Source organism: Pseudohongiella sp. SYSU M77423 (assembly GCF_029911965.1).
Lineage (GTDB): Bacteria > Pseudomonadota > Gammaproteobacteria > Pseudomonadales > Pseudohongiellaceae > Pseudohongiella.
In genome coordinates, this window is sequence record NZ_JARYTH010000001.1 from 820,830 (window position 1) to 840,075 (window position 19,246).

At 56.2% G+C, this 19,246-nt stretch carries 17 protein-coding genes; 7 read left to right on the forward strand and 10 right to left on the reverse strand.

All coding sequences use genetic code 11. The features are described 5' to 3' along the window. The first annotated feature begins 82 nt into the window (after positions 1 to 82). The 3 genes from QGM61_RS03520 to QGM61_RS03530 all read left to right on the forward strand — a co-directional run bounded on the left by QGM61_RS03520 (position 83) and on the right by QGM61_RS03530 (position 4,088). The gene (locus QGM61_RS03520) at positions 83 to 2,041 is read left to right on the forward strand and encodes a transglycosylase SLT domain-containing protein (RefSeq protein WP_281131983.1); all 1,959 of its coding nucleotides are present in this window, start codon (positions 83 to 85) and stop codon (positions 2,039 to 2,041) included. Between the two features lie 192 nt (positions 2,042 to 2,233). Then, positions 2,234 to 2,632 (forward strand): DUF6491 family protein, encoded by a 399-nt coding sequence (locus QGM61_RS03525; protein WP_281131985.1) that lies wholly within the window; start codon positions 2,234 to 2,236, stop codon positions 2,630 to 2,632. A gap of 115 nt (positions 2,633 to 2,747) precedes the next feature. Continuing rightward, positions 2,748 to 4,088: an ectonucleotide pyrophosphatase/phosphodiesterase gene (locus tag QGM61_RS03530; protein ID WP_281131987.1), complete on the forward strand. Its 1,341-nt coding sequence runs from the start codon at positions 2,748 to 2,750 to the stop codon at positions 4,086 to 4,088. On the opposite strand, the gene QGM61_RS03535 is transcribed toward QGM61_RS03530, so the two are convergent. Together QGM61_RS03535 and QGM61_RS03540 are read right to left on the reverse strand one after the other, a co-directional pair. Continuing rightward, positions 4,077 to 4,895, reverse strand: a complete 819-nt coding sequence (locus QGM61_RS03535) for a DUF2189 domain-containing protein (RefSeq protein WP_281131990.1) — start codon at positions 4,893 to 4,895, stop codon at positions 4,077 to 4,079. The genes QGM61_RS03530 and QGM61_RS03535 overlap by 12 nt on opposite strands. Before the next feature lie 195 nt (positions 4,896 to 5,090). Then, positions 5,091 to 5,807, reverse strand: coding sequence for a glutamine amidotransferase-related protein (locus QGM61_RS03540; protein ID WP_281131992.1), 717 nt, complete (start codon positions 5,805 to 5,807; stop codon positions 5,091 to 5,093). A 64-nt stretch (positions 5,808 to 5,871) separates the two neighbouring features. Between QGM61_RS03540 and QGM61_RS03545 the strand changes: the two genes are divergently transcribed. Further along, positions 5,872 to 6,345: a hypothetical protein gene (locus QGM61_RS03545; protein WP_281131995.1), complete on the forward strand. Its 474-nt coding sequence runs from the start codon at positions 5,872 to 5,874 to the stop codon at positions 6,343 to 6,345. A gap of 41 nt (positions 6,346 to 6,386) precedes the next feature. Further along, entirely contained in the window at positions 6,387 to 6,680 is a 294-nt protein-coding gene (locus QGM61_RS03550; RefSeq protein WP_237132770.1) for a SelT/SelW/SelH family protein, read from the forward strand. On the opposite strand, the gene QGM61_RS03555 is transcribed toward QGM61_RS03550, so the two are convergent. Further along, entirely contained in the window at positions 6,669 to 7,214 is a 546-nt protein-coding gene (locus QGM61_RS03555; protein WP_281131998.1) for a DUF924 family protein, read from the reverse strand. The two genes, QGM61_RS03550 and QGM61_RS03555, sit on opposite strands and share 12 nt — an antisense overlap. A gap of 27 nt (positions 7,215 to 7,241) precedes the next feature. Next, positions 7,242 to 8,195, reverse strand: a complete 954-nt coding sequence (locus tag QGM61_RS03560; protein WP_281132000.1) for a helix-turn-helix transcriptional regulator — start codon at positions 8,193 to 8,195, stop codon at positions 7,242 to 7,244. Positions 8,196 to 8,326: 131 nt separating this feature from the next. Here QGM61_RS03560 and QGM61_RS03565 point away from each other — a divergent pair, with 131 nt between their 5' ends. Next, complete coding sequence (locus tag QGM61_RS03565) at positions 8,327 to 8,950, forward strand: glutathione S-transferase family protein (protein WP_237132767.1); 624 nt, start codon at positions 8,327 to 8,329, stop codon at positions 8,948 to 8,950. Positions 8,951 to 8,968: 18 nt separating this feature from the next. On the opposite strand, the gene QGM61_RS03570 is transcribed toward QGM61_RS03565, so the two are convergent. The 4 genes from QGM61_RS03570 to QGM61_RS03585 all read right to left on the reverse strand — a co-directional run bounded on the left by QGM61_RS03570 (position 8,969) and on the right by QGM61_RS03585 (position 13,757). Further along, the gene (locus QGM61_RS03570; RefSeq protein WP_411268749.1) at positions 8,969 to 9,772 is read right to left on the reverse strand and encodes a penicillin-binding transpeptidase domain-containing protein; all 804 of its coding nucleotides are present in this window, start codon (positions 9,770 to 9,772) and stop codon (positions 8,969 to 8,971) included. 62 nt (positions 9,773 to 9,834) lie between these two features. Then, positions 9,835 to 10,254, reverse strand: coding sequence for a MarR family winged helix-turn-helix transcriptional regulator (locus QGM61_RS03575; protein ID WP_281132003.1), 420 nt, complete (start codon positions 10,252 to 10,254; stop codon positions 9,835 to 9,837). Between the two features lie 93 nt (positions 10,255 to 10,347). Beyond that, positions 10,348 to 11,913, reverse strand: a complete 1,566-nt coding sequence (locus QGM61_RS03580; protein ID WP_281132005.1) for an amidohydrolase family protein — start codon at positions 11,911 to 11,913, stop codon at positions 10,348 to 10,350. A gap of 5 nt (positions 11,914 to 11,918) precedes the next feature. Then, positions 11,919 to 13,757 carry a monovalent cation:proton antiporter-2 (CPA2) family protein gene (locus QGM61_RS03585; protein WP_237132764.1) on the reverse strand — a complete coding sequence of 613 codons (1,839 nt, stop codon included), beginning with the start codon at positions 13,755 to 13,757 and terminating at the stop codon, positions 11,919 to 11,921. A 242-nt stretch (positions 13,758 to 13,999) separates the two neighbouring features. Here QGM61_RS03585 and QGM61_RS03590 point away from each other — a divergent pair, with 242 nt between their 5' ends. Further along, the gene (locus QGM61_RS03590) at positions 14,000 to 15,895 is read left to right on the forward strand and encodes a DUF885 domain-containing protein (RefSeq protein ID WP_281132008.1); all 1,896 of its coding nucleotides are present in this window, start codon (positions 14,000 to 14,002) and stop codon (positions 15,893 to 15,895) included. Between the two features lie 6 nt (positions 15,896 to 15,901). Here QGM61_RS03590 and QGM61_RS03595 read toward each other — a convergent pair whose 3' ends face one another. Both QGM61_RS03595 and QGM61_RS03600 read right to left on the reverse strand, forming a co-directional pair. Next, a complete protein-coding gene (locus QGM61_RS03595) occupies positions 15,902 to 17,044 on the reverse strand; it encodes an alpha/beta hydrolase family protein (protein WP_281132010.1) in 1,143 nt (380 codons plus the stop codon). A gap of 259 nt (positions 17,045 to 17,303) precedes the next feature. Beyond that, positions 17,304 to 19,187, reverse strand: coding sequence for a pyrroloquinoline quinone-dependent dehydrogenase (locus QGM61_RS03600; protein WP_281132012.1), 1,884 nt, complete (start codon positions 19,185 to 19,187; stop codon positions 17,304 to 17,306). Positions 19,188 to 19,246 lie beyond the last annotated feature (59 nt).

Consider the following 19,246-nt stretch of genomic DNA (forward strand, 5'->3'; position numbering starts at 1 on the left):
TGCGCGCAGGCTAATCCGCCATGAAACGAATCACACTGCTACTGGGTCTGCTTTAGCAGCAACGATAACAACAGAGACCAACATGGACAGCCAAAGAATGCTTCGCAATCTTGTCGTTACAGCAATGCTTATGGGACTGTCCCTGCCTGCCGCACTTGCCCAGGCGCCTCACTATGGCACCAATATCAATGAACAGCGCCAGCGGTACCTCTCGGCGCGCGAAGCTTTGCAGCTTAACCGCCAGCAGGAGTACCAGGCGCTGCGCGCAGAGCTTGATGACTATCCGCTGGTGCAATACATCGACTATGCCGATCTCAGCCGCCGACTGAATCGCCTGCCCTTCGATGACGTTGATACATTCCTGGAACGCTATGCCGGATCCTATCTGGCTGAACGCCTGGAACGCGAATGGCTTGCCCGACTGGCTGACGAACGCCGCTGGGAAGATATCGTCCGCTATTACAATCCGGACAACACCTACACCAGCCTGACCTGCTACGCCCATCGTGCCTGGCTGGAGCTCGGCGACGACAGCCAGCTGGCGGCAGCAGGTGAGCTCTGGAACGTAGCCCGCTCGCAGCCTAATGAGTGCGACCCGGTTTTTGAGGCCTGGATGGCGGCCGGATATCTGACACCCGATATTGCCTGGCAACGCTTCAGCAAAAATATTCAAGCTGGCAACCGATCACTGGCACGCTACATCAGCACACTGATGCCAGATCGCGAGCAACAGCTGGCCCAGCTTTACCTGCAGATTGATCAGCAGCCTGAGCGCCTGCGCAATCTGGATTCACTCAGCGCCCGAACACCTGAAGTAAGAGAAATCATTCTGCATGGTGTGCGCCGCCTGGCCAGAATCGATGCGCCGCTGGCGATGCTGCTGCTCAATCAGCATCATGAGCACCAGAATTTTGATGATGAGGTCATGCTGGAACTGCAGCGCTTCATTGCCATGCGCCTGTTGGTCCAGGGCTTTGATGAAGAAACTGAAACCCTGATGCGCAACACGCCCGGCCTGGCAACCGAGACGCTGGTGAGCTGGCTGCTACGTGATGCACTGCGGGATCAGGACTGGCCGGGCCTGTACCGATTGCTTACATACCTGCCCGAAGAAGACCGGGCATCGGAGCGCTGGCAGTACTGGCGCGCCAGAGCCATTGTGATGCTGAATCATGACGGTGCCGAGGCCGAGGCGCAGGGCATCTATCAGTCACTGGCAGGCAATCGAAGTTTTTATGGTTATCTGGCAGCCGACCGACTGGGTCAGCCCTACGATATGACAGACATTCCAGTGGCCGCCAGCCAGGCGCAGCGGCAGGCCCTGTATGACATGCCGGCGATTGTCCGAGCACATGAGCTGTATCATATCGGCGATGAAATCAATGCCCGCAATGAATGGGCACACGCCACTGCCCGCATGAGTCCGGAACAGATTGGTGCCAGCGGACGTCTGGCGCTGGACTGGGGCTGGCATCGCAATACCATACAGGCCATGATTCAGTTGCAGCACTGGGACGACCTTGAGCTGCGCTTCCCATTGGCCTACGCGGATCATTTCAACTCCGCTGCTGCGCAACTGGGCCTGCAGCCACAATTTCTGTCTGCCATTACCCGCCAGGAAAGTGCCTACATGCATGACGTGCGCTCACCAGCCGGAGCGCGCGGTCTGATGCAACTAATGCCCGCCACCGCCAGAGAGGTGGGGCGCTCGCTGGGACTGCAGATCAGCAGTGATGACCTCTATACACCCGACGTCAATATTTCGCTGGGCAGCCACTATCTGGCCAGCCTGATGGAAGAGTTTGACAATAACCGTATTCTGGCCGCTGCTGCGTATAACGCTGGTCCGAACCGTGTCAAACAATGGCTGCGACGCACAGAAGACAATCCGGTCCCCATTGATGTGTGGATTGAAACGATCCCCTTCCTCGAGACTCGCGGTTACGTACAGAACGTTCTGGTATACGCGGTCATTTACGGCCATCGCAGCGGTAACCCGGTGCCTTTCATGACGCCACAGGAACGTACTGCATTGCTGTGAGCCTGACATTGTGTCGCGCTCTGCGTGTGACCAGAGCCACACAAAAGCCACCTGGAAATTGATTCGCCCGCAGCGACATGTTTTTATGAACTTGTAAACGCTTTGTGCATGCCAGTACTGCCATCGATGCAGGAAATGAGTCAGACAGCTGGTTGCTCAAGGCATTTCGAGACAGCAATCAGGAGGATTCTTATGTCAGGCAAGATGATCAGGAATACAGGCATTGCTTTCGCTTCAACACTCGCACTGGCGCTCAGTGCCTGTGGCAGCTCTCCGCAGAACGAAGCGCTTAGAAATGGCACGGCGGGCGAGCAGGTCAACTCCATCTGCTTCAGTCGCAATATCGACAGCTGGCGCGAACACAGCGCTACGTCCGTCATCCTGCGGGCCAATATCGACGAGTACTACCTGGTCGATCTGGTCGGCGCGTGTCAGCCGTCAGAGGCTTTTGCGACAATTTCGGTAGAGTCTCGAACAGGCGTCTGCCTGAGCCCGGGCGACCGCATCGGTTTTGACAACGATCGCGCCCCTGCCTGCTCCATTTCCGAGATTCACCGCTGGATTCCAGCGCCGATCGAGGACGCCGAATAAGGCAGGCAGCCCAACAGCATCGCGGTCAACTGTTGAATGCCCGGCAGGGCGCATACATGGCATTGTCACATAGTTGTGTTATCTCCCTTTGCCATTGCATTTACAGGGTAGCGAGATGACACATTACAGGGACAACAGCTCGACAAGCCGTGACCGTTCGAATTTCCAGACCACCTGGGGGCGCATGTCTATCATGGCCAGCGCCCTGCTGGCCTGGGCGCTTTGTTTTTGCCTGACGCCTGTTACGGCAGCAGCGCAGCACAGCGGGAACCCGGACAATCAGGACCTTGACCCAACCCTGATTCTGATTTCCATCGACGGTGCCCGCCACGATTATCTGCAGTTGCACGAGGCACCCGCGCTGTCGGAGCTCGCAGCCATGGGTCTGCAGGCGCATACGCTGCAGCCAGTGTTTCCCACTAAAACATTTACCAACCATTACACGCTGGTGACCGGGCTTTATCCGGCGCGACACGGCATCGTCGACAACAATATGTATGATCCGCAGACGCAGCAACGGTTCAGTCTTGGTAATCGGGAACAGGTGCAGAACCCATACTGGTGGCAGGGTGAACCTATCTGGGTGACCGCTGCCCACAATGATATGGTGTCAGGTACCTTCTTTTTCCCGGGGTCCGAGGCAGCCATCCAGGGCATCAGCCCGACATACTGGTTTACCTATGACGAAAGCATCACCAACCGGACAAGGGTTGAGACAGTACTTGAGTGGCTTGAGATGCCAGATCCTGAACGGCCACAGATCATTACTCTGTACTTCAGTGATGTGGACACTGCCGGTCACAACTTCGGGCCAGCCTCAGAGCAGGTCGCTCAGGCCATGCATGCCGTGGATACCGAGATTGCCTATCTGATTGCTGGACTGAAGGCTCGCGGACTGTTCGACCAGGTCAACATGATGGTGACCTCAGATCACGGTATGGCGGCGGTAGATTTAAATAATCACATCGTCATCGATGAAGCTTTTGATCCGTCTCTGGCAGAGCAGGTACTGTATTCCCGGGAGCTGGTCAGCATATTCCCTGAGGTCGGACAACAGGACACCATTGTTGCGACTTTGCAGCAAAACCTGCCACCACAGGCAGGGGTCTACACGCAGGAAACACTGCCCGCGCGTTTTCGTTTCTCAGGTCATCACCGTATCGCACCGGTACTGGTGCTTGCTGAGCCCGGCTGGGCAATGCTGCGCCGCAGCTGGCTGGAGGGAATGCTGAGCGACGGTACTATTGATCAGGTCCGTGGCGGCCATGGCTACGACAATCAGGCAGCGGACATGCAGGGTCTGTTTATCGCCCATGGTCCGGCGTTTCGACAGCCACATGCTATCGACACTATCAGTATGGTCGATCTCTATAACGTCATGGCTGCCATCCTCGGCATTACGCCAGCAGACAACGATGGCAACCCTGAAGTCGTAAGCCAGTTACTACGTCCCTGACTGACAAACTCGCCGATACAGATGCCAGGTGGCATGACCCAGCACCGGCACCACGATAGCCAGCCCCAGCAACAGGGGCAGGCTGCCGATTATCATCAGGGCGACCACCAGGAAGTACCAGGCCACCATCGGACGCCAGTTGCGCAGCACGGCACTGATCGACAGGCCAACCGCTTCTGGTAAACCAACTTTATGGTGGATCATCAGTGGCAGAGAGACCACGGTGGCCACATAAACGACAGCGCTATAGAAAAAACCAATAAACACGCCGCTCATCAGCATCTGCCAACCCGCCGTTGTGGTTAAAACCTGTTCCAGCAGGGCCCGCATACTGGCCGGCTGCTCGGCACCAAAATACGTGCCGTACAGGGCTGCAGCGGTCAGCATCCACGCTACAAACAGCAAGGCCAGGATAGCCCCCATCCCCGCGATGGCCCATCGCGAGGGTGTTCGGAATACATCAAAGACATGCCACCAGGCATAATTCTGGCCGTTCTCACGCCGCCGACTCAGTTCATACAGGCCGCAGGCGGCCAGCGGGCCGATCAGCGCCGCACCCGCAATCAGCGGAAATATCAATGGCAGGGGATTCTCGCCCAGGCCCACAATCGCCGCGACTGCAGCAATCAACAGATAGATGATCGTCAGAAAGACACCATGGGTCGGGCTGGCAAAAAAATCGTCCATTCCCCGGCGCAGGGCTTCACGCAGGTCAGCCATTTTGATGTCGCGCAGACCGAAGCGCTCGTTAGCGTCGAGAGAGGATTGTTGCGTAGCGTGTGTTGCACTATCAGTTTGCACGCGCATGGGCGCCTCCTGATAACAAGAGGGACACCGCCCTGCACTGACTGCTATTTTCCAGGCATCAAGCGATGGCCCACAGAAATGATTTCAGTCCGGCAGGTTGTTGCACTGCGATAGTTCGCAACAGCCTGTTATCTAATCAGACCCGGTGCATGCGGATTTTGTTCCATCTGGTCCAGCAAACTAACATGCTGGCCCTCAGACGGCTCGCTCCACAAACTCGCGGATCCACTGGCCGACCAGGCGGCCATTGTGCGGATTGGCCAGTGATTCGCGTGCTTTTACCAGCGCATCTGCGGGCAGCTTTTCAGCCCGATAGTCCAGCAAGGCTCGAGTATAGTCGACGGTGAATTCCGGGTGCCCCTGAATGGCCAGAACTTTTTCAGGAATATGAAAGGCGGCAAACGGGCAGAAATCATTGCTGAGCAGCAGTTGCGCTTCTGGCGGCAGCTTTTTGACCTGATCCTGATGACTGGCGATCAGACTGACGGTTTCCGGCACTGGTGTGAACCAGGCCTGCGGATTAACCTGATAGGCCATGACCCCGAGCCCCCAACCCGCATCACTGCGATCGGTATGACCACCCAGTGAATGCGCCAGCAGCTGGTGACCAAAACAGACGCCCACCATGGGTTTGCCGAGCTGATACAGTTCGCGAACATAGTCTCTCAGCCGCGCAATCCATTCTTCATCAGAGAAACTGTCGTACTTGCTGCCAGTAATGAGGTAAGCATCATGGTCATCGGGCGAGACAGGGAATTTGCCGCTAATGACGGGATATACCGCCAGCTCCCAACCAGCGTCCGCCACACCGACACTGCGCAGCAGATCCTTGAACATCTTTCCGTAGCTATCAAATTTTTCCTGCAAGGGGTCATAAAGGATATCAGTATCCAGTATTGCCAGTTTAACCATGGTCAGCACCGTCCAAACTCAATAGAATCCAACTTTACCGCTGGTTACTGGAGAAGCACAAATAATGAATGGATACATGCGCCTTACTGGTTTTCTGACAGCCGCCCTGCTGATTCTTGGCGCGTGCTCCGGTGGCTCATCGGACGACCCCATCGCCATGCCTGATCCGGCGGACTATCAAGGCCACTCAGGCCCGTTTCGCAGCGAGCAGGTAGAGATTGTGCTGCAGCCCACTGAGCGTACTGAATTCAAGGCCGTCATGGCAGAAGATCAGGTCATGATGTACCAGTGGTACTCGCTGTCGCCGGTGTATGTAGACTTTCACGGTCACGACCCGGATGACGACTCCTATTGGTACCGTTATGAGGAGCAGGAAGCTGCTACCAGTTCTTACGGCAGCCTGGTCGCCCCGGTTACCGGTGAACATGGCTGGTACTTCAGAAACGACAGCGACCAGGAAGTGGTCATCCAGCTGCGTGTCGCTGGCTATTTCGAAAGCGTGCGCAATCTGGGCATATTCCCGACACCCGAGTCCTGAATCGCGATGCCTGTCATCATCCTGGCGCGGAGATTTTGTGTATGAGCAATCATGTAGTTATAACTTACTGCACACAGTGTCGCTGGCTGCTGCGCAGCACCTGGATGGCCCAGGAGCTGTTGACGACTTTCGACCAGGAAATTGATGAACTGACATTGCGTCCGGGCACTGGCGGGATATTCGAGGTGCATGCCAATGGTCAACGGGTCTGGTCACGCAAGGATGATGGCGGGTTTCCGGAGATTACTGTGCTTAAACAGAAAGTTCGGGATGTCATTGCGCCGGATCGCGACCTGGGACACGTGGACCGCAAAGCGAAGCAGTCAGAAACCTGAGCCGGGCTGCTCCAGAAACTCGACCTCTTCGTCCGTCGATTTTCGCCCCAGAATTTCATTGCGGTGCGGGTAGCGCCCGAAGCGGTCGATGATGACTTTGTGTTTTATCTCGAATTCATAGTTTTGCTTGGGCGCATGCTCCAGGAATAGCTGTTCAGCCTGTTGATGAATGACAGCTGACTCACTGTGCATGTAGGGCATCAGCAGAAAGGTTCGCTCATTCTCATTCAATTCCTGTAGCGCGCCATTGGCTACCGCTTCCTGCGCCAGCACCAGAGCCATCGCATCCTGCGCAAATGACTGTGGTGTATCCCGATAAACATTCCGTGAAAACTGATCCAGCACGATGATCTCCGCCAGTCGGCCCGGGGCATCACGGCGCCACTCATAAAGCTCCGCCAGCGCTGCACGCCGCAGCGTGTCGCCAAACCGGCTTTCGATGGTGGCGTCGAAGTCAGTATCTTTTTTCCACCACATGGCTGGCTCTATTTCACGAAACCAGAAGTCCAGTACGTTCTGTGCTGATTGCGGCATTGAGTATTCTCCTGTAATTCCTGCAGCCTACAATGCTTCCCCAAGCTTGCCAATATAACTGCGAAAGGCATCGCGCAGGCCATCGGGGCCTCTGACAAGAAACGGAATCCGCAGCTGGACCAGCCACCAGATAAACCAGTCATAACTGTCAGTGCGCGTCTGCATCAGCCAGCCCTTATCCGTTTCCGTAAACACATTGGTGGTGCCCGGACAGAACCCGACTGTGCGCGTTAACGTATCTTCGTCGGTTTGCAGAAGCACCTCGACCGGCATGGTACGGGGCAGCTTCGACATACTGCTGCGCAGATGTTCGGCGGCATCAAAATTGGCGGGGCGCTTGAACGGCATGGCAAGTTGTCTGACACCACTGATGCGATCCAGCCGGAATGAGCGCATATCCTTACGCAAGTGACAGTAACCACTTACATACCAACGCCCCCTCAAGAACGCTAGCCCATAGGGATCAACCTGGCGCTCCAGCACCTCTCCATCGGGTGTGTGATAACGCAGAAAAACCCGTTTCTCAGACTGCGCCGCATGTGTCAGCGTCAGCAGCGCATTGTTGTCGAAGCTGCCTTCGACACGCGGCAGGATTACACGTGTGGTTTCACCAACAGCCCGTGCCCGTTGTTTTAGCCTGGGTGGCATCACACGTTCCAGCTTTGCCTGCACACTGGCGATGGCCGGCGCCGCCTCCACCAACCCAAGCTGCTGAGCGGCCAGAAGACCCAGCGACACGGCCAGCGTTTCCTCATCAGTGAACATCATCGGCGGCAACTTGAATCCGGCAACCAGCATGTAGCCGCCATAACGACCCTGCTCGGTGGTCACGGGAATGCCAAGATCTTCCAGTACGGTGATATAGCGTCTTACTGTACGCCGGTCGACCTGCAGACGCTGCGCCAGCTCCGCGCCACTGAGGCGACCATGGGTCTGCAGCAGTTCCAGCAGGGCGAGTACGCGCGTGGTCGGGCCGGACATGGGCGCCTCCGTGGGACGGGTAAGTCAGGTCAGGAAAGATAGTTACAAAACTACCATTTATATAGGGCGGAATATAACCTATATACGTCGTAAGCTGCTCGCGAACCAGAAATATCAACAAGGAGACAGGTATGAGCACGTTGACGCTGTACACCAACCCCTGGTCGCGAGGCCGGATCGCACGCTGGATGCTGGAAGAGATTGGCCAGCCTTACGAGGCCGTTGTTATCAGCTATGAAAAGGACATCAAATCACCGGACTACCTGGCCATCAATCCGATGGGTAAAGTACCAGCCCTGAAACATGGGGACATGGTGATCACGGAAGTCGCGGCCATTTGCACTTACCTGGCCGATCAGTTTCCTGATAAAAACCTGGCACCGCCGGTCGACAGTCCGCTGCGGGGATGCTACTACCGCTGGCTGTTTTTTATCGCCGGGCCGCTGGAAATGGCCACCACCGCTACCGCGTTTAACTGGGAGATCACGGAGAAGTCCGCTTCCTCGATTGGCAGTGGTCGAGTGATTGATGTCATGAGCACCCTGGAAAGCGCGCTGAAGAAAGGTCCGTATCTTTGTGGTGATCAGTTCACAGTGGCCGACCTGCTGTTGGCCAGCAATCTCGGCTGGGGCATGCAGTTCAAGACCATAGAGCCCCGCCCAGTGTTCTCTGAATACGTGGAACGCATCCAGGCCCGCCCGGCTCACAAACGTGCCACAGAGCTGGATGATGCGCTGGCACCGCTGCCAGGCTGACATCGATCCTGATCTGCGTCAGAGTAAGCCGAGCGCCTGCAGACTGGCTTTACCCAGGCTCAGGCGTTCGTTCGCATCGGCGGGTTCTTCGATATCCATATTCAGGGCGAAGGTGTACCAGCGACCATCCTTTTGCAGCCAGCCTATCCACCAGCCGACACCCGCTTCAGGGGCGTTTTCCCAACCAGTGTCGCCGTATAGTTGCCAGTTCTCGCCGGACTCCAGCAACATCAGTTCACGTACAGTGGACAATAGTTCGCGGGGATACGGCAAGGCGTCACGCACCAGCAATGACAGAAACCTCACCTGTTCGACGGCGCTGATATGCAGAATGCCCTCTTCCCAGAACGGATCCAGTGTCGAGCCGAATTCACGATTGCCGTAAATCAGCGCCGAAATATGCTGCTGCATCTGACTGGGTCCGATCTCACGCGCCATGGTCTGATAAAAGGCGTCGTTGGCCAGGGTGAATGCTTCACGCAGGGACATGTCCCGCTCCCAGGCATCCACGCGTTGATCGCCACCCCGGTACGTAACTACCTCATCGAGACTGGCAACGGCACCAGTCGACAGTCCAATCAGCGTGTGAGCAATATTGAATGTTCCCGAAGGTGCGTAGCGCTGGTTGGCGCGTCTCAGATTAAATCCCTGCATGTTCTGCCCAGTCACATCGAACAGGACAAAGGCACCTTCAACACCGGCATCCTGAAACAGCGCGGCCACCGCAGCCGACTCGTGCCAGTCGGCTGTTGATACATCCCGCTCGGCGGCAGATGCTGCTGTCGCGACCAACAGCAGCATGACAATTAACGTTTTCATCATGTAAACCTGGAGCAACTACCCAACCACAACAGTCGCTTACATTACACCAGGCACCGATAGATTCACAGCAGAGCGCTGATAAGTGCCTGCAGGGTGTTTTGCTCTGCCGGCTTTAGTGGCGCCAGCATCGACTGCGCGGACTGATCGAAGGTCGTGCCCGCATCTTCGAGAATTTTCTTGCCTGCCGACGTCAGCGTGACAAGACTGACACGCGCATCACGCTCAACCTGCTCCTTGTCTATCAAACCGGTCTTTTCCATCGGGTTGAGCAGGCGTGTTACACCGGAGGCACTCAGACCAACCTGCTGGGCCAGATCGATGCGCCGTAGCTTCTGCTCGGGCGCCTGCGCCAGTTGCCGCAGGACCATGTATTCGGTCAGGCTGATACCATGCAGAGACAATGGACCGCTCAGGGATTTTTCCAGTCGAGTGTTCAGGTTGATCAGACTGATCAACAAAGTGCTTTGTTTAATTGCGGTCATCGCGATTCTCCTTGCCAGATAGTTGAGGGCGCAACTATATTGACTTATATTTGATTAGTCAACTATCTCGCAAGAAGATTGCCTTGGCGGTAGTCAGAATCTGGGTAATGGTACTGGCCCGTCACGCAGGATTCGACCCCAGACCCGCTGTCCGATCTGATAGGCCTCTTCCATCAGTGCTGCTTCATCCACCGTCAACACACGGTGATTACGCATGACGAAACGACCATCGACCATTACTGATTCAATATCGGACGGCTGACCATTGTGAATCCAGGCCGACAGGATCCGGCCCGACGGCGTCAGATGCGGTTTCATGACATCCAGCACCAACAGATCCGCCTTCTTGCCCACTTCCAGCGAACCCAGGCTCTCGCCCATATTCACGGCGTGCGCCCCATTGGTACAGCAGTCATGCAGCATGTCCTCCGGCTGAGGAAGCGTGCCAGGTATCTCATCATTGCGCTGGATGCGCTCCATGGAAATGGCCGTCTTTAAGACGTGCAGCATGTCATTGTTATTATTGTCCGTGCCCATGGAGATTCGAACGCCTGCCTCGCGCAGAGCAGTGACAGGCGGATTCACTCCGCGATTGGCCGCCATCGCTGCCTGATGACTGACAATCGTGTTGCTGCGCGCCAATGCAGCGATTTCAGTATCGTCGCAATAGCGGGCATGGGCTGCAAACAGACGCGGCCCAAGATATCCTTGTTGCTCCAGAAAGATAGCCGGGCGCACCCCGTGATAACGCAACATGAAGTCTACTTCGGGCTGTGACTGGGTCATGTGAATGGTGTAACCCAGATTGTGCTGATCGGCAAAAGCCTTGACGTCGCGCAGCAACTGCGGGGAAGAAAGTTCTACCAAAGCTGCCGCGGGAAACACCTGCACGCGGCCGCTGTCATGTCCATGCCAGGCGCTGTGAAGGTCGGCGATGCGCTGCATGCCCTCCTCCCGTAATCGATCGGAGTATCTTGGCGGAACGCTGTTCGCGAGACGCGGCGGTGACATCGGCCCGTCGACGGTTTCGATATCGCGTACCGACTCGGCAAACACCCAGCGCTGCCCGGTTGACGCCAGCGCTGCAGCATCACGTGCAATGCCACCGACGTTCTGCACCACGGTCGTTGTGCCGCCACGCAGGGCTTCCAGCGCGCCTACCATGGACATCAACGTGGACTCTTCGGGCGATATCAGGCTGGCCGGGCTTTCTGGCAATTGCAGACTGTTGGGAAAACCGAAGTCTTCATTAAAGCCCTTGTCCAGCGCCTGTGCCAGGTGCGCATGACAATTGATCATGCCCGGCAGAATGGCCTTGCGACTGCCGTCGTACACTTCTGCATTCGGGAAACGGGCCAGAACTTCGCTGGTATCACCAATGGCCGCAATGCGATCGCCCTGCACGGCCAGCGCCACATTCAGCAGCGTGCGTCGTTCCGCATCATTGGTCACCACAGTCGTATTGGTGAACACAAGCGTGCCGTTATTGCCATTTGCAGACTGTTGCGCGTGACTTCCAAGCCCCGGCCAGACGGCTGCGCCTGCAGCGGCCGTCGCACCTGCCAACAGGGCCCGCCTGGACAGCAGCGGACTACCAGCCAATTCAGGCTGACGGTACGAATCGTTCTGAGGACCTGCGCTTGTGTCCTTGTCTGACATCGGTATCACTCCTCTTCTTGTTGTTGTCGAGCATTAAGTTGTCTGGCCCACTCTGCATTCAGTTCGCGCACCTTGGTGACATAAGGCTGGTTCTCGTGGCTGGGGATTTTGGGATCGTACAGATCTGCCATCTCTCGCATATAACGTCGATCCACTGTTTCAAACTGCGCTGAAATGTCCCGCGCCCGCTCTTCCGAAATGCCCAGGGCGATCAAGGCTGAACGCGCCATACGCAGGGAGCTGTCAAAGGTTTCGCGAATAATGTCACGGCACCCAACCGCCCACAGGTCGTAGACATGATGCCTGTCCACTGCGCGCGCAACAACGTGCAGATTCGGGAAATGCTCGACGGCATAACGCGTCATTTCAGTGATCTTTTCTTTATCGTTGATGGCAATCACCAGCAGATCAGCATTGGCAATACCGGCCGCATTCAACAGGTCAGGACGTGTGGCATCGCCGTAGTAAACCTTGATGCCGTAAGCACGCAGCATTTCCAGCTGGGCCGAACTGTAGTCGATGACGGTGGTTTCAAAGCCGGCGCCACGAAGCATCCGGTTAGCGATGCCACCCACGCGACCGTGTCCTGCAATAATCACCTTGCAGGCCTGATCAATATTATCAGCCTGCCGTTCGGATTCACGCAGATAACGCGGCGCTATCAGGCGCTCGTGAATAATAAACAGCAGAGGTGTCAGCAGCATGGACAAGGCCACAATCAACAGCAGCTGGTCTGCCAACGTAACCGGTATCACAGCGCTGCTAACGGTGAACGAGAGCAGCACAAATCCGAACTCACCTGCCTGCGCCAGACCAAGTGCCACGAGCCACAGATTTGCGCCACGCAATCCAAACAGACTGCCTACCAGCCACAGCACCAAAACTTTGATAGCAATCAGCAGCAGCGTAAGTGAGACAATCAACAGCAGATTGTCGCCCAGCAATCCGAAGTTGATACCCGCTCCTACTGTCATGAAAAACAGGCCCAGTAACAGCCCTTTGAACGGATCGATATCCGATTCCAGCTCATGGCGGTATTCACTGTTGGCAAGCACAACTCCAGCCAGGAAAGTACCCAGTGCTGGAGACAGGCCAACCAGCGACATCAACAGGGCGATACCAACCACCAGCATTAGCGCCGAGGCGGTAAACAGCTCACGCAGCCGTGCCATGGCGATAAAACGAAACAGCCTGGGAGTCAGCCAGCTACCGCCGAACACAACAACTGCGATTGCAGCCAGGGTCACCAGAGCCGTCTGCCACGCGTTCAGATGTGCGACCAGACTCATGCCTGCGTCGTGGTGATCAGCACCACCTGCACTCTGCAATTCTGGTAAAGCCAGCAACGGCAACAGCGCCAGCATCGGAATGACTGCAATATCCTGGAACAACAGGACCAGAAACCCGGCCTGACCGCCATCGGAACGCAACTGGCCTTTTTCTGTAAGTGTCTGCAATACGATTGCCGTTGATGACAGTGACAGCACCAGACCAACGGCCAGAGCCACTGACCAGTTCAGCCCCAGGGCAAGTGCGATGCCCATCACAGCCAGCACCGTTAACCCCACCTGCAATCCACCCAGACCCAGCAGGCGCATCCGCAACTGCCACAAACGATGAGGGTCCAGTTCCAGACCTACCAGAAACAGCATCATCACCACACCGAACTCGGCGAAGTGCTGCAGAGAAACCACATCCACGTTGAATAGGCCGAGTACAGGGCTGATGGCGATACCCGCGATCAGATAACCCAGAACAGAGCCCAGTTGCAGGCGTGAGGCCAGTGGCACAGCGATCACGCCTGCGATGAGGAATAGAAAAGTGAGAAACAGATAATCCGTCATGCCAGGCCCTTTATCTTACGCTCGTCAGAAAAGTTCCGTCTTGTTCGGGCCACACATGCCGGGCCGTCTGGAAAGTGTACCCGGCTTTTGTAGACTCCACCACGTTGCATCTGCATCGGGTCCCGCATTAGCTGCCTTGAGATCAACAGTCGATTCGGCGATACTTGCCGCAGACTTACCCGTCAACAACACCTGATGTGGCGTTTTAAAAGAACGCTGCGCTAACCAAGGACTTACCCGCCATGTATAAACTGCTACTGCTATTGTCGCTGTCATTTTTACTTGCCGCCTGCGGACAACCGGATACGCCTGCGCCGACCACCGGCACGGAAACATCTGCAGATCTGACTGCCCCGGCTGAAGCCATCGAAGAAACAGCCCAGACCGAATCGGAGCGATTAAACGCCTGGTTCGATGAGAAATACGAAGAACAACTACAGTTCAGCCCAATCAACTTGACCTTCCTGGGTCGCAAGGAGCGCTATGGTGACCTCGATGATATGTCTGTCGCCGCTGAAGAAGCGCAGCTTGAATGGCTGCTGGCCAGCGTCGAAGAGCTCGATGCCGAGTTCAACTACGATGACCTGAACCAGGAAGCCCAGACGTCCTGGGACATCTGGATGTACCAGGCCGATCAGGCGGTGCGCGCTGCCGAGTTTCGTTACAATGGCTTTGTTTTTGACCAGATGAATGGCGCCCAGGGCTTCCTTCCCACCTTCCTCATCAGCTTCCACAACGTGGAATCGGTGTCTGACTACGAAGCACTGGTTTCGCGAATCAGCCAGGCCGGCCGCGCCATGAATCAACTGCTGGACCGTGCCATTGAGGCAGGTGACCGTGGTGTGATCATGCCCGGCTTTGCGCTCGATGGTGTCATCGAACAATCCGAGAAAGTGATCACTGGTGCGCCCTTTACAGAGGCCGGCGATGATTCAGACATCTGGGCTCACGCAAAAGCACAGGTAGCAAATCTGGTAGAAGCCGGCCAACTGGAACAACCTGACGCCGATGCGCTGCTGGACAGCACCCAGGATGCTCTGATCAATGATTTCGCCCCGGCATTCCAGCGCGTCATTGACTGGGCGCAGGCAGAACAGGAAAACGTTCCTGAGGTCTCCACCGGTCTGGTCGCTCAGCCTAATGGTGCTGCCTACTACGACTACCTGCTGTCGACCTACACAACCACCGACCTGACTGCTGATGAAATTCATGAAATCGGCCTGGCTGACGTGGCACGTCTGCGTGGCGAGATGGAACAGATCAAGAATGAAGTCGGCTTTGATGGCACGCTGCAGGAGTTTTTTGTCATGCTGCGTGAAACCCGGGACGACGAGCGTTTCTACTTCCCGAACACCGACGAAGGTCGTCAGGGCTATATCGATGAAGCCACTGCAGCGATAGAAAATATCAAGTCTGTGCTGCCTGACTATTTCGCCACCCTGCCCCAGGCCGATCTGGTTGTACGCCGTGTGGAGCCATTCCGGGAACAGGATGGTGCCGCACAGCACTATTACCCGGGCACGCCTGACGGCAGTCGTCCCGGTGTTTATTACGCGCACCTGTCCGACATGACAGCCATGCCGAAGTCGGAGCTGGAAGTGATTGCCTACCATGAAGGTCTGCCGGGCCATCACATGCAGATTTCCATTGCGCAGGAACTGGAAGACATGCCGATGTTCCGCACCCAGGCTGGATTCACGGTTTATTCGGAAGGCTGGGGGCTTTACTCTGAATATCTGGCGAGTGAAATGCCTGGCACCTATGAAGATCCCTATTCACGATTTGGCCGACTGACCTCGGAAATGTGGCGCGCCATTCGCCTGGTCGTCGATACCGGATTGCACGCCAAAGGCTGGACCGAGCAGGAAGCCGTCGACTACTTCCAGGCTAACTCCTCAGTACCGCTTGCCGCGATCCGTTCCGAAATCCGTCGCTACATCGTCATGCCGGGACAGGCCACTTCCTACAAAATCGGCATGAACCGGATACTGGAACTGCGCGCAGAAGCTCGCGAGCAACTCGGTGAAGACTTTGACATTCGTGGTTTCCACGACGCCATCCTGCTCGGCGGCGCCATGCCGCTACACCTGCTCGAGCGTCGAGTCGACCAGTGGGTTTCTTCCGTTCAGAACCAGTAAGGCTGATTACTGATTCGCCGTGACGCTTACGTCCGGCGAATTCTCCGCCGCCAGGTCCTGCTGCAGATACTGCAACATGGCCTGACGGCGCGACGACTCTTCCGCAAATGAGCTTTCCAGAAATGCGTAAACGGCCAGCCTTGTCAGCATCTGCTGCTGACCTGGCCGCATGGCGCGCGGAAAGCTTTCCATGGCACAAGGCGTTGATACCGTCGCCGTAATGCCCGCGGCAAGATTGGCTTCCAGAATCGAATCCTGTTCTTCCTGATCTCGCTCCAGTCCGCTGACCAGCATGGGGCAGACTAGCTCATCAGGATGTTCGAACCAGCGCATGAAAGTGCTCGAGATACCGGCGAATCCGGCATGACTGCCCTGGTCCAGTGTTACCAGTAAACTATTGTCCACTCTCTCAGGAATACTGGCGGCATTATCCTGGTAAGGAACGATGGCATCGCTGCTGCCGGCGATCATCAGGAAGGGAACATCGGCGTTATCGAAGAAACCGGACTGCAACATCGCACTCGGGCCTGCAATCGACACAGACATCTTGATGCGGCTGTCCCGTTCACTCGGATGGAAGGTGACCAGTTGTGTGGTAAGACCACCCAGTGACAGGCCAACTGCGGCTATCCGCTCCTCATCGATCAAGCCAGACAGCTCGTCGTCTGTCGCCATGCTACGCGCCAACATCGAGTCAATAATAAAGGAGACATCTCCCGCCTGATTAATCACATCAGTGACAGTGGGGCCACCCGGTGCACCGCCATTACTGAGCGGATAGTCGACGGCGACCAGCACATAGCCTTTGGGCACCAGAAATTCGGCAAGATTGTCAGCCTCACCGACCGAGGACATGAAACCGTGGCTATATACGATCAGCGGGAATGGCGCCTGCCCCACATCCTCCGGGAACCAGACGAACCCGTCCAATTGCCGCGCCGGGTCACCCGCATAATCGCCATTGGCGCTGGTTGGCCGAGAGCTGTCTATAAGAGAGATCGACTCCCGGCGCATGCCCAACTCGCCAGGCGAGTACAAACTGGCGCTGATCGCTCCGTCCGGTGTTGGCAGGTTCGGATTCATTACATAAACAGCAGCAACTGCGACCAGTGCAACAACAATAACTACAGCTTTTCCCAGACGATTCATGTTCTGTTCCGACTCTTTCGCTCAGTGTTTGCCTGATAGTGGCTCGCGATGGCCAGGCAACACAAGTGACAGTAGTAACTTAATTGATGTTTGTTGGCATGTCAGCCGCAAAATATGATTAATTTGGGTTCGCGAGGAAGCTACGAAACCACTGTACATCAGGACCAAAGAAGTTTTTTATGGAGGTGACAAGTAAATTAAATCGGCAGAATGTGTCTCGTGAACGCATCACTTTGCTCAATTGAATACACCATTGCGGTCACTCCAGCCGGAAAGCCATCACATAGTCGCCCATCTCTGTGCCAAGTTGCCCATGACCTCCAACAGCCACAACGATGTACTGGCTGCCATCCACTTCGTAACTTATCGGTGTCGCCATGGCTGGCGCGGGAAGTCGATACTCCCAAAGCTGCGCGCCGCTCATCAGATCAAAGATGCGCAGGCTATTCTCTGCTGCTGCACCTATGACGACCAGGCCGGAAGCAGTGACCAGTGGGCCGCCCATATTAGGCACTCCCCAATCAAAATTGGGCACAGGCGCTGGTGCCAGGTCTCGAATAGAGCCAAGTGGAATTTCCCAGAGAATGTCGCCAGCCTGCAAATCCATCGCCACAAGCTTGCCCCATGGCGGACGCGTACACGGCAGGCCCAAAGGTGACAGAAAAATTTTTCGAGCCATCGCGTATGGAGTTCCGCGCTGCGGGGAAACCTGCCAACCTTCAAGCTCTCCACCGTCAACCAGAGCAGTCAGATCATCACGGGGTATCAGCCGGACAATCGCAGGCACCTGGTTCACATTGGCGACGGCGATCTGTCGTTCTGCATCGACTGCCACACCTCCCCAATTGGAACCCCCGGCATAACTTGGATACAGGATGGTGCCCTGCAACGATGGCGGCGTGAAAATACCCTCGTTGCGTGACTCCCGGATTGTCTTCTTGCAACTGAGTCGGTCAAACCAGGCGATACCGAAGGCGTCATCCTCGGTCAGCGCCCGGTGCTCGACCAGAGGCGGCAGAGCAGAGAAAGGCTGGCTCGGCGATACCTGCTCGCCAGGAACATCGCTGGCAGGCACTTGCCGCTCGTCGATGGCATGAATGGGTAAACCGTTTGACCGATCAAAGGTATACATCATTCCAGTTTTTGTAACGACCAACACGGCATCAACGAGCTCACCATTGCGTTGCAAACTGGTCAGCACGGGCTGCGCCGGTACGTCATAATCCCAGATATCGTGATGGACTAACTGCTGATGCCAGACCACTTCACCTGAGTCTAGCGCAAGCGCCACCACAGAGTTCGCATAGTGGTTGTCGCCGGGACGTTCACCACCGTAAAAATCCGGGCTGGGTGAAGATGTAGCCAAAAACGCGAGACCGCGCTCCACGTCCACCGAGATGGGAGGCCACACATTGGCGGAGCCTGACTCGCCACCTGGTAATGGATCCCACATCCAGTTGAGCGCTCCACTCCGAGCATCCAGCGAGCGGACGATCCCCCTCGGCGAGGCAACTTCCTGATTGTCACCAATGGCGGATCCAACGATCAGGACATCACCAGCTACCGCTGGCGGTGAGGTAATGCCATAGTAACCAGCAAGGTTGTCGTGGTTGCCCACGCCCTCGCGCATGTCTACTCTGCCGTTGTTGCCAAAATCCGCACAGGGCCGACCGGTCTCAGCATCAAGCGCGTGAACGAATCCGGTCAGTGTCCCAAGGAAAATTCGATGCGGGCATGCCACAGACTCTCCGTGCCATATGCTGACACCGCGCGAGGCACTTTCCGAATACGCGATATCACGCGGAATGCCAGCATCAAAGCGCCAGCGTTCTGTGCCGCTTGCAGCATCCACTGCCACCACCTGATTGGCGCTGGTGCTCAGATACAGTGTCCCCTGCCAGATGACTGGATTAGCCTGAAAGGAATGCCCTTTGTACACAAACCCTTCATTAAGGTCGCCGGTGCGATACGTCCAGGCCAGCGACAGCTGCTGCAGGTTCTGCGCGTTTATTTCAGTCAGGTGCGTAAACTGCTGGCCGCCAGGGCCACCATAACGGTCCCATTGCTGGGCATGCGTCATCGTCATCGCAATGCCGGACACGACCAGCAGCACAACAGTTTTCAGGATTCTTTCAGGGCTCATGAACAGCGCTCCGCAATACAGTCAGTGAGCTGATAATACCCAGTAGTAGGTGCAGTGTA

What these genes read in the sequence shown, in the direction of transcription:
- QGM61_RS03520 (WP_281131983.1), top strand. Translation starts at nt 83, where the DNA reads ATGGACAGCCAAAGAATGCTTCGCAATCTTGTCGTTACAGCAATGCTT.
- QGM61_RS03525 (WP_281131985.1), top strand. Translation starts at nt 2,234, where the DNA reads ATGTCAGGCAAGATGATCAGGAATACAGGCATTGCTTTCGCTTCAACA.
- QGM61_RS03530 (WP_281131987.1), top strand. Translation starts at nt 2,748, where the DNA reads ATGACACATTACAGGGACAACAGCTCGACAAGCCGTGACCGTTCGAAT.
- QGM61_RS03535 (WP_281131990.1), bottom strand. Translation starts at nt 4,895, where the DNA reads ATGCGCGTGCAAACTGATAGTGCAACACACGCTACGCAACAATCCTCT.
- QGM61_RS03540 (WP_281131992.1), bottom strand. Translation starts at nt 5,807, where the DNA reads ATGGTTAAACTGGCAATACTGGATACTGATATCCTTTATGACCCCTTG.
- QGM61_RS03545 (WP_281131995.1), top strand. Translation starts at nt 5,872, where the DNA reads ATGAATGGATACATGCGCCTTACTGGTTTTCTGACAGCCGCCCTGCTG.
- QGM61_RS03550 (WP_237132770.1), top strand. Translation starts at nt 6,387, where the DNA reads ATGAGCAATCATGTAGTTATAACTTACTGCACACAGTGTCGCTGGCTG.
- QGM61_RS03555 (WP_281131998.1), bottom strand. Translation starts at nt 7,214, where the DNA reads ATGCCGCAATCAGCACAGAACGTACTGGACTTCTGGTTTCGTGAAATA.
- QGM61_RS03560 (WP_281132000.1), bottom strand. Translation starts at nt 8,195, where the DNA reads ATGTCCGGCCCGACCACGCGCGTACTCGCCCTGCTGGAACTGCTGCAG.
- QGM61_RS03565 (WP_237132767.1), top strand. Translation starts at nt 8,327, where the DNA reads ATGAGCACGTTGACGCTGTACACCAACCCCTGGTCGCGAGGCCGGATC.
- QGM61_RS03570 (WP_411268749.1), bottom strand. Translation starts at nt 9,772, where the DNA reads ATGATGAAAACGTTAATTGTCATGCTGCTGTTGGTCGCGACAGCAGCA.
- QGM61_RS03575 (WP_281132003.1), bottom strand. Translation starts at nt 10,254, where the DNA reads ATGACCGCAATTAAACAAAGCACTTTGTTGATCAGTCTGATCAACCTG.
- QGM61_RS03580 (WP_281132005.1), bottom strand. Translation starts at nt 11,913, where the DNA reads ATGTCAGACAAGGACACAAGCGCAGGTCCTCAGAACGATTCGTACCGT.
- QGM61_RS03585 (WP_237132764.1), bottom strand. Translation starts at nt 13,757, where the DNA reads ATGACGGATTATCTGTTTCTCACTTTTCTATTCCTCATCGCAGGCGTG.
- QGM61_RS03590 (WP_281132008.1), top strand. Translation starts at nt 14,000, where the DNA reads ATGTATAAACTGCTACTGCTATTGTCGCTGTCATTTTTACTTGCCGCC.
- QGM61_RS03595 (WP_281132010.1), bottom strand. Translation starts at nt 17,044, where the DNA reads ATGAATCGTCTGGGAAAAGCTGTAGTTATTGTTGTTGCACTGGTCGCA.
- QGM61_RS03600 (WP_281132012.1), bottom strand. Translation starts at nt 19,187, where the DNA reads ATGAGCCCTGAAAGAATCCTGAAAACTGTTGTGCTGCTGGTCGTGTCC.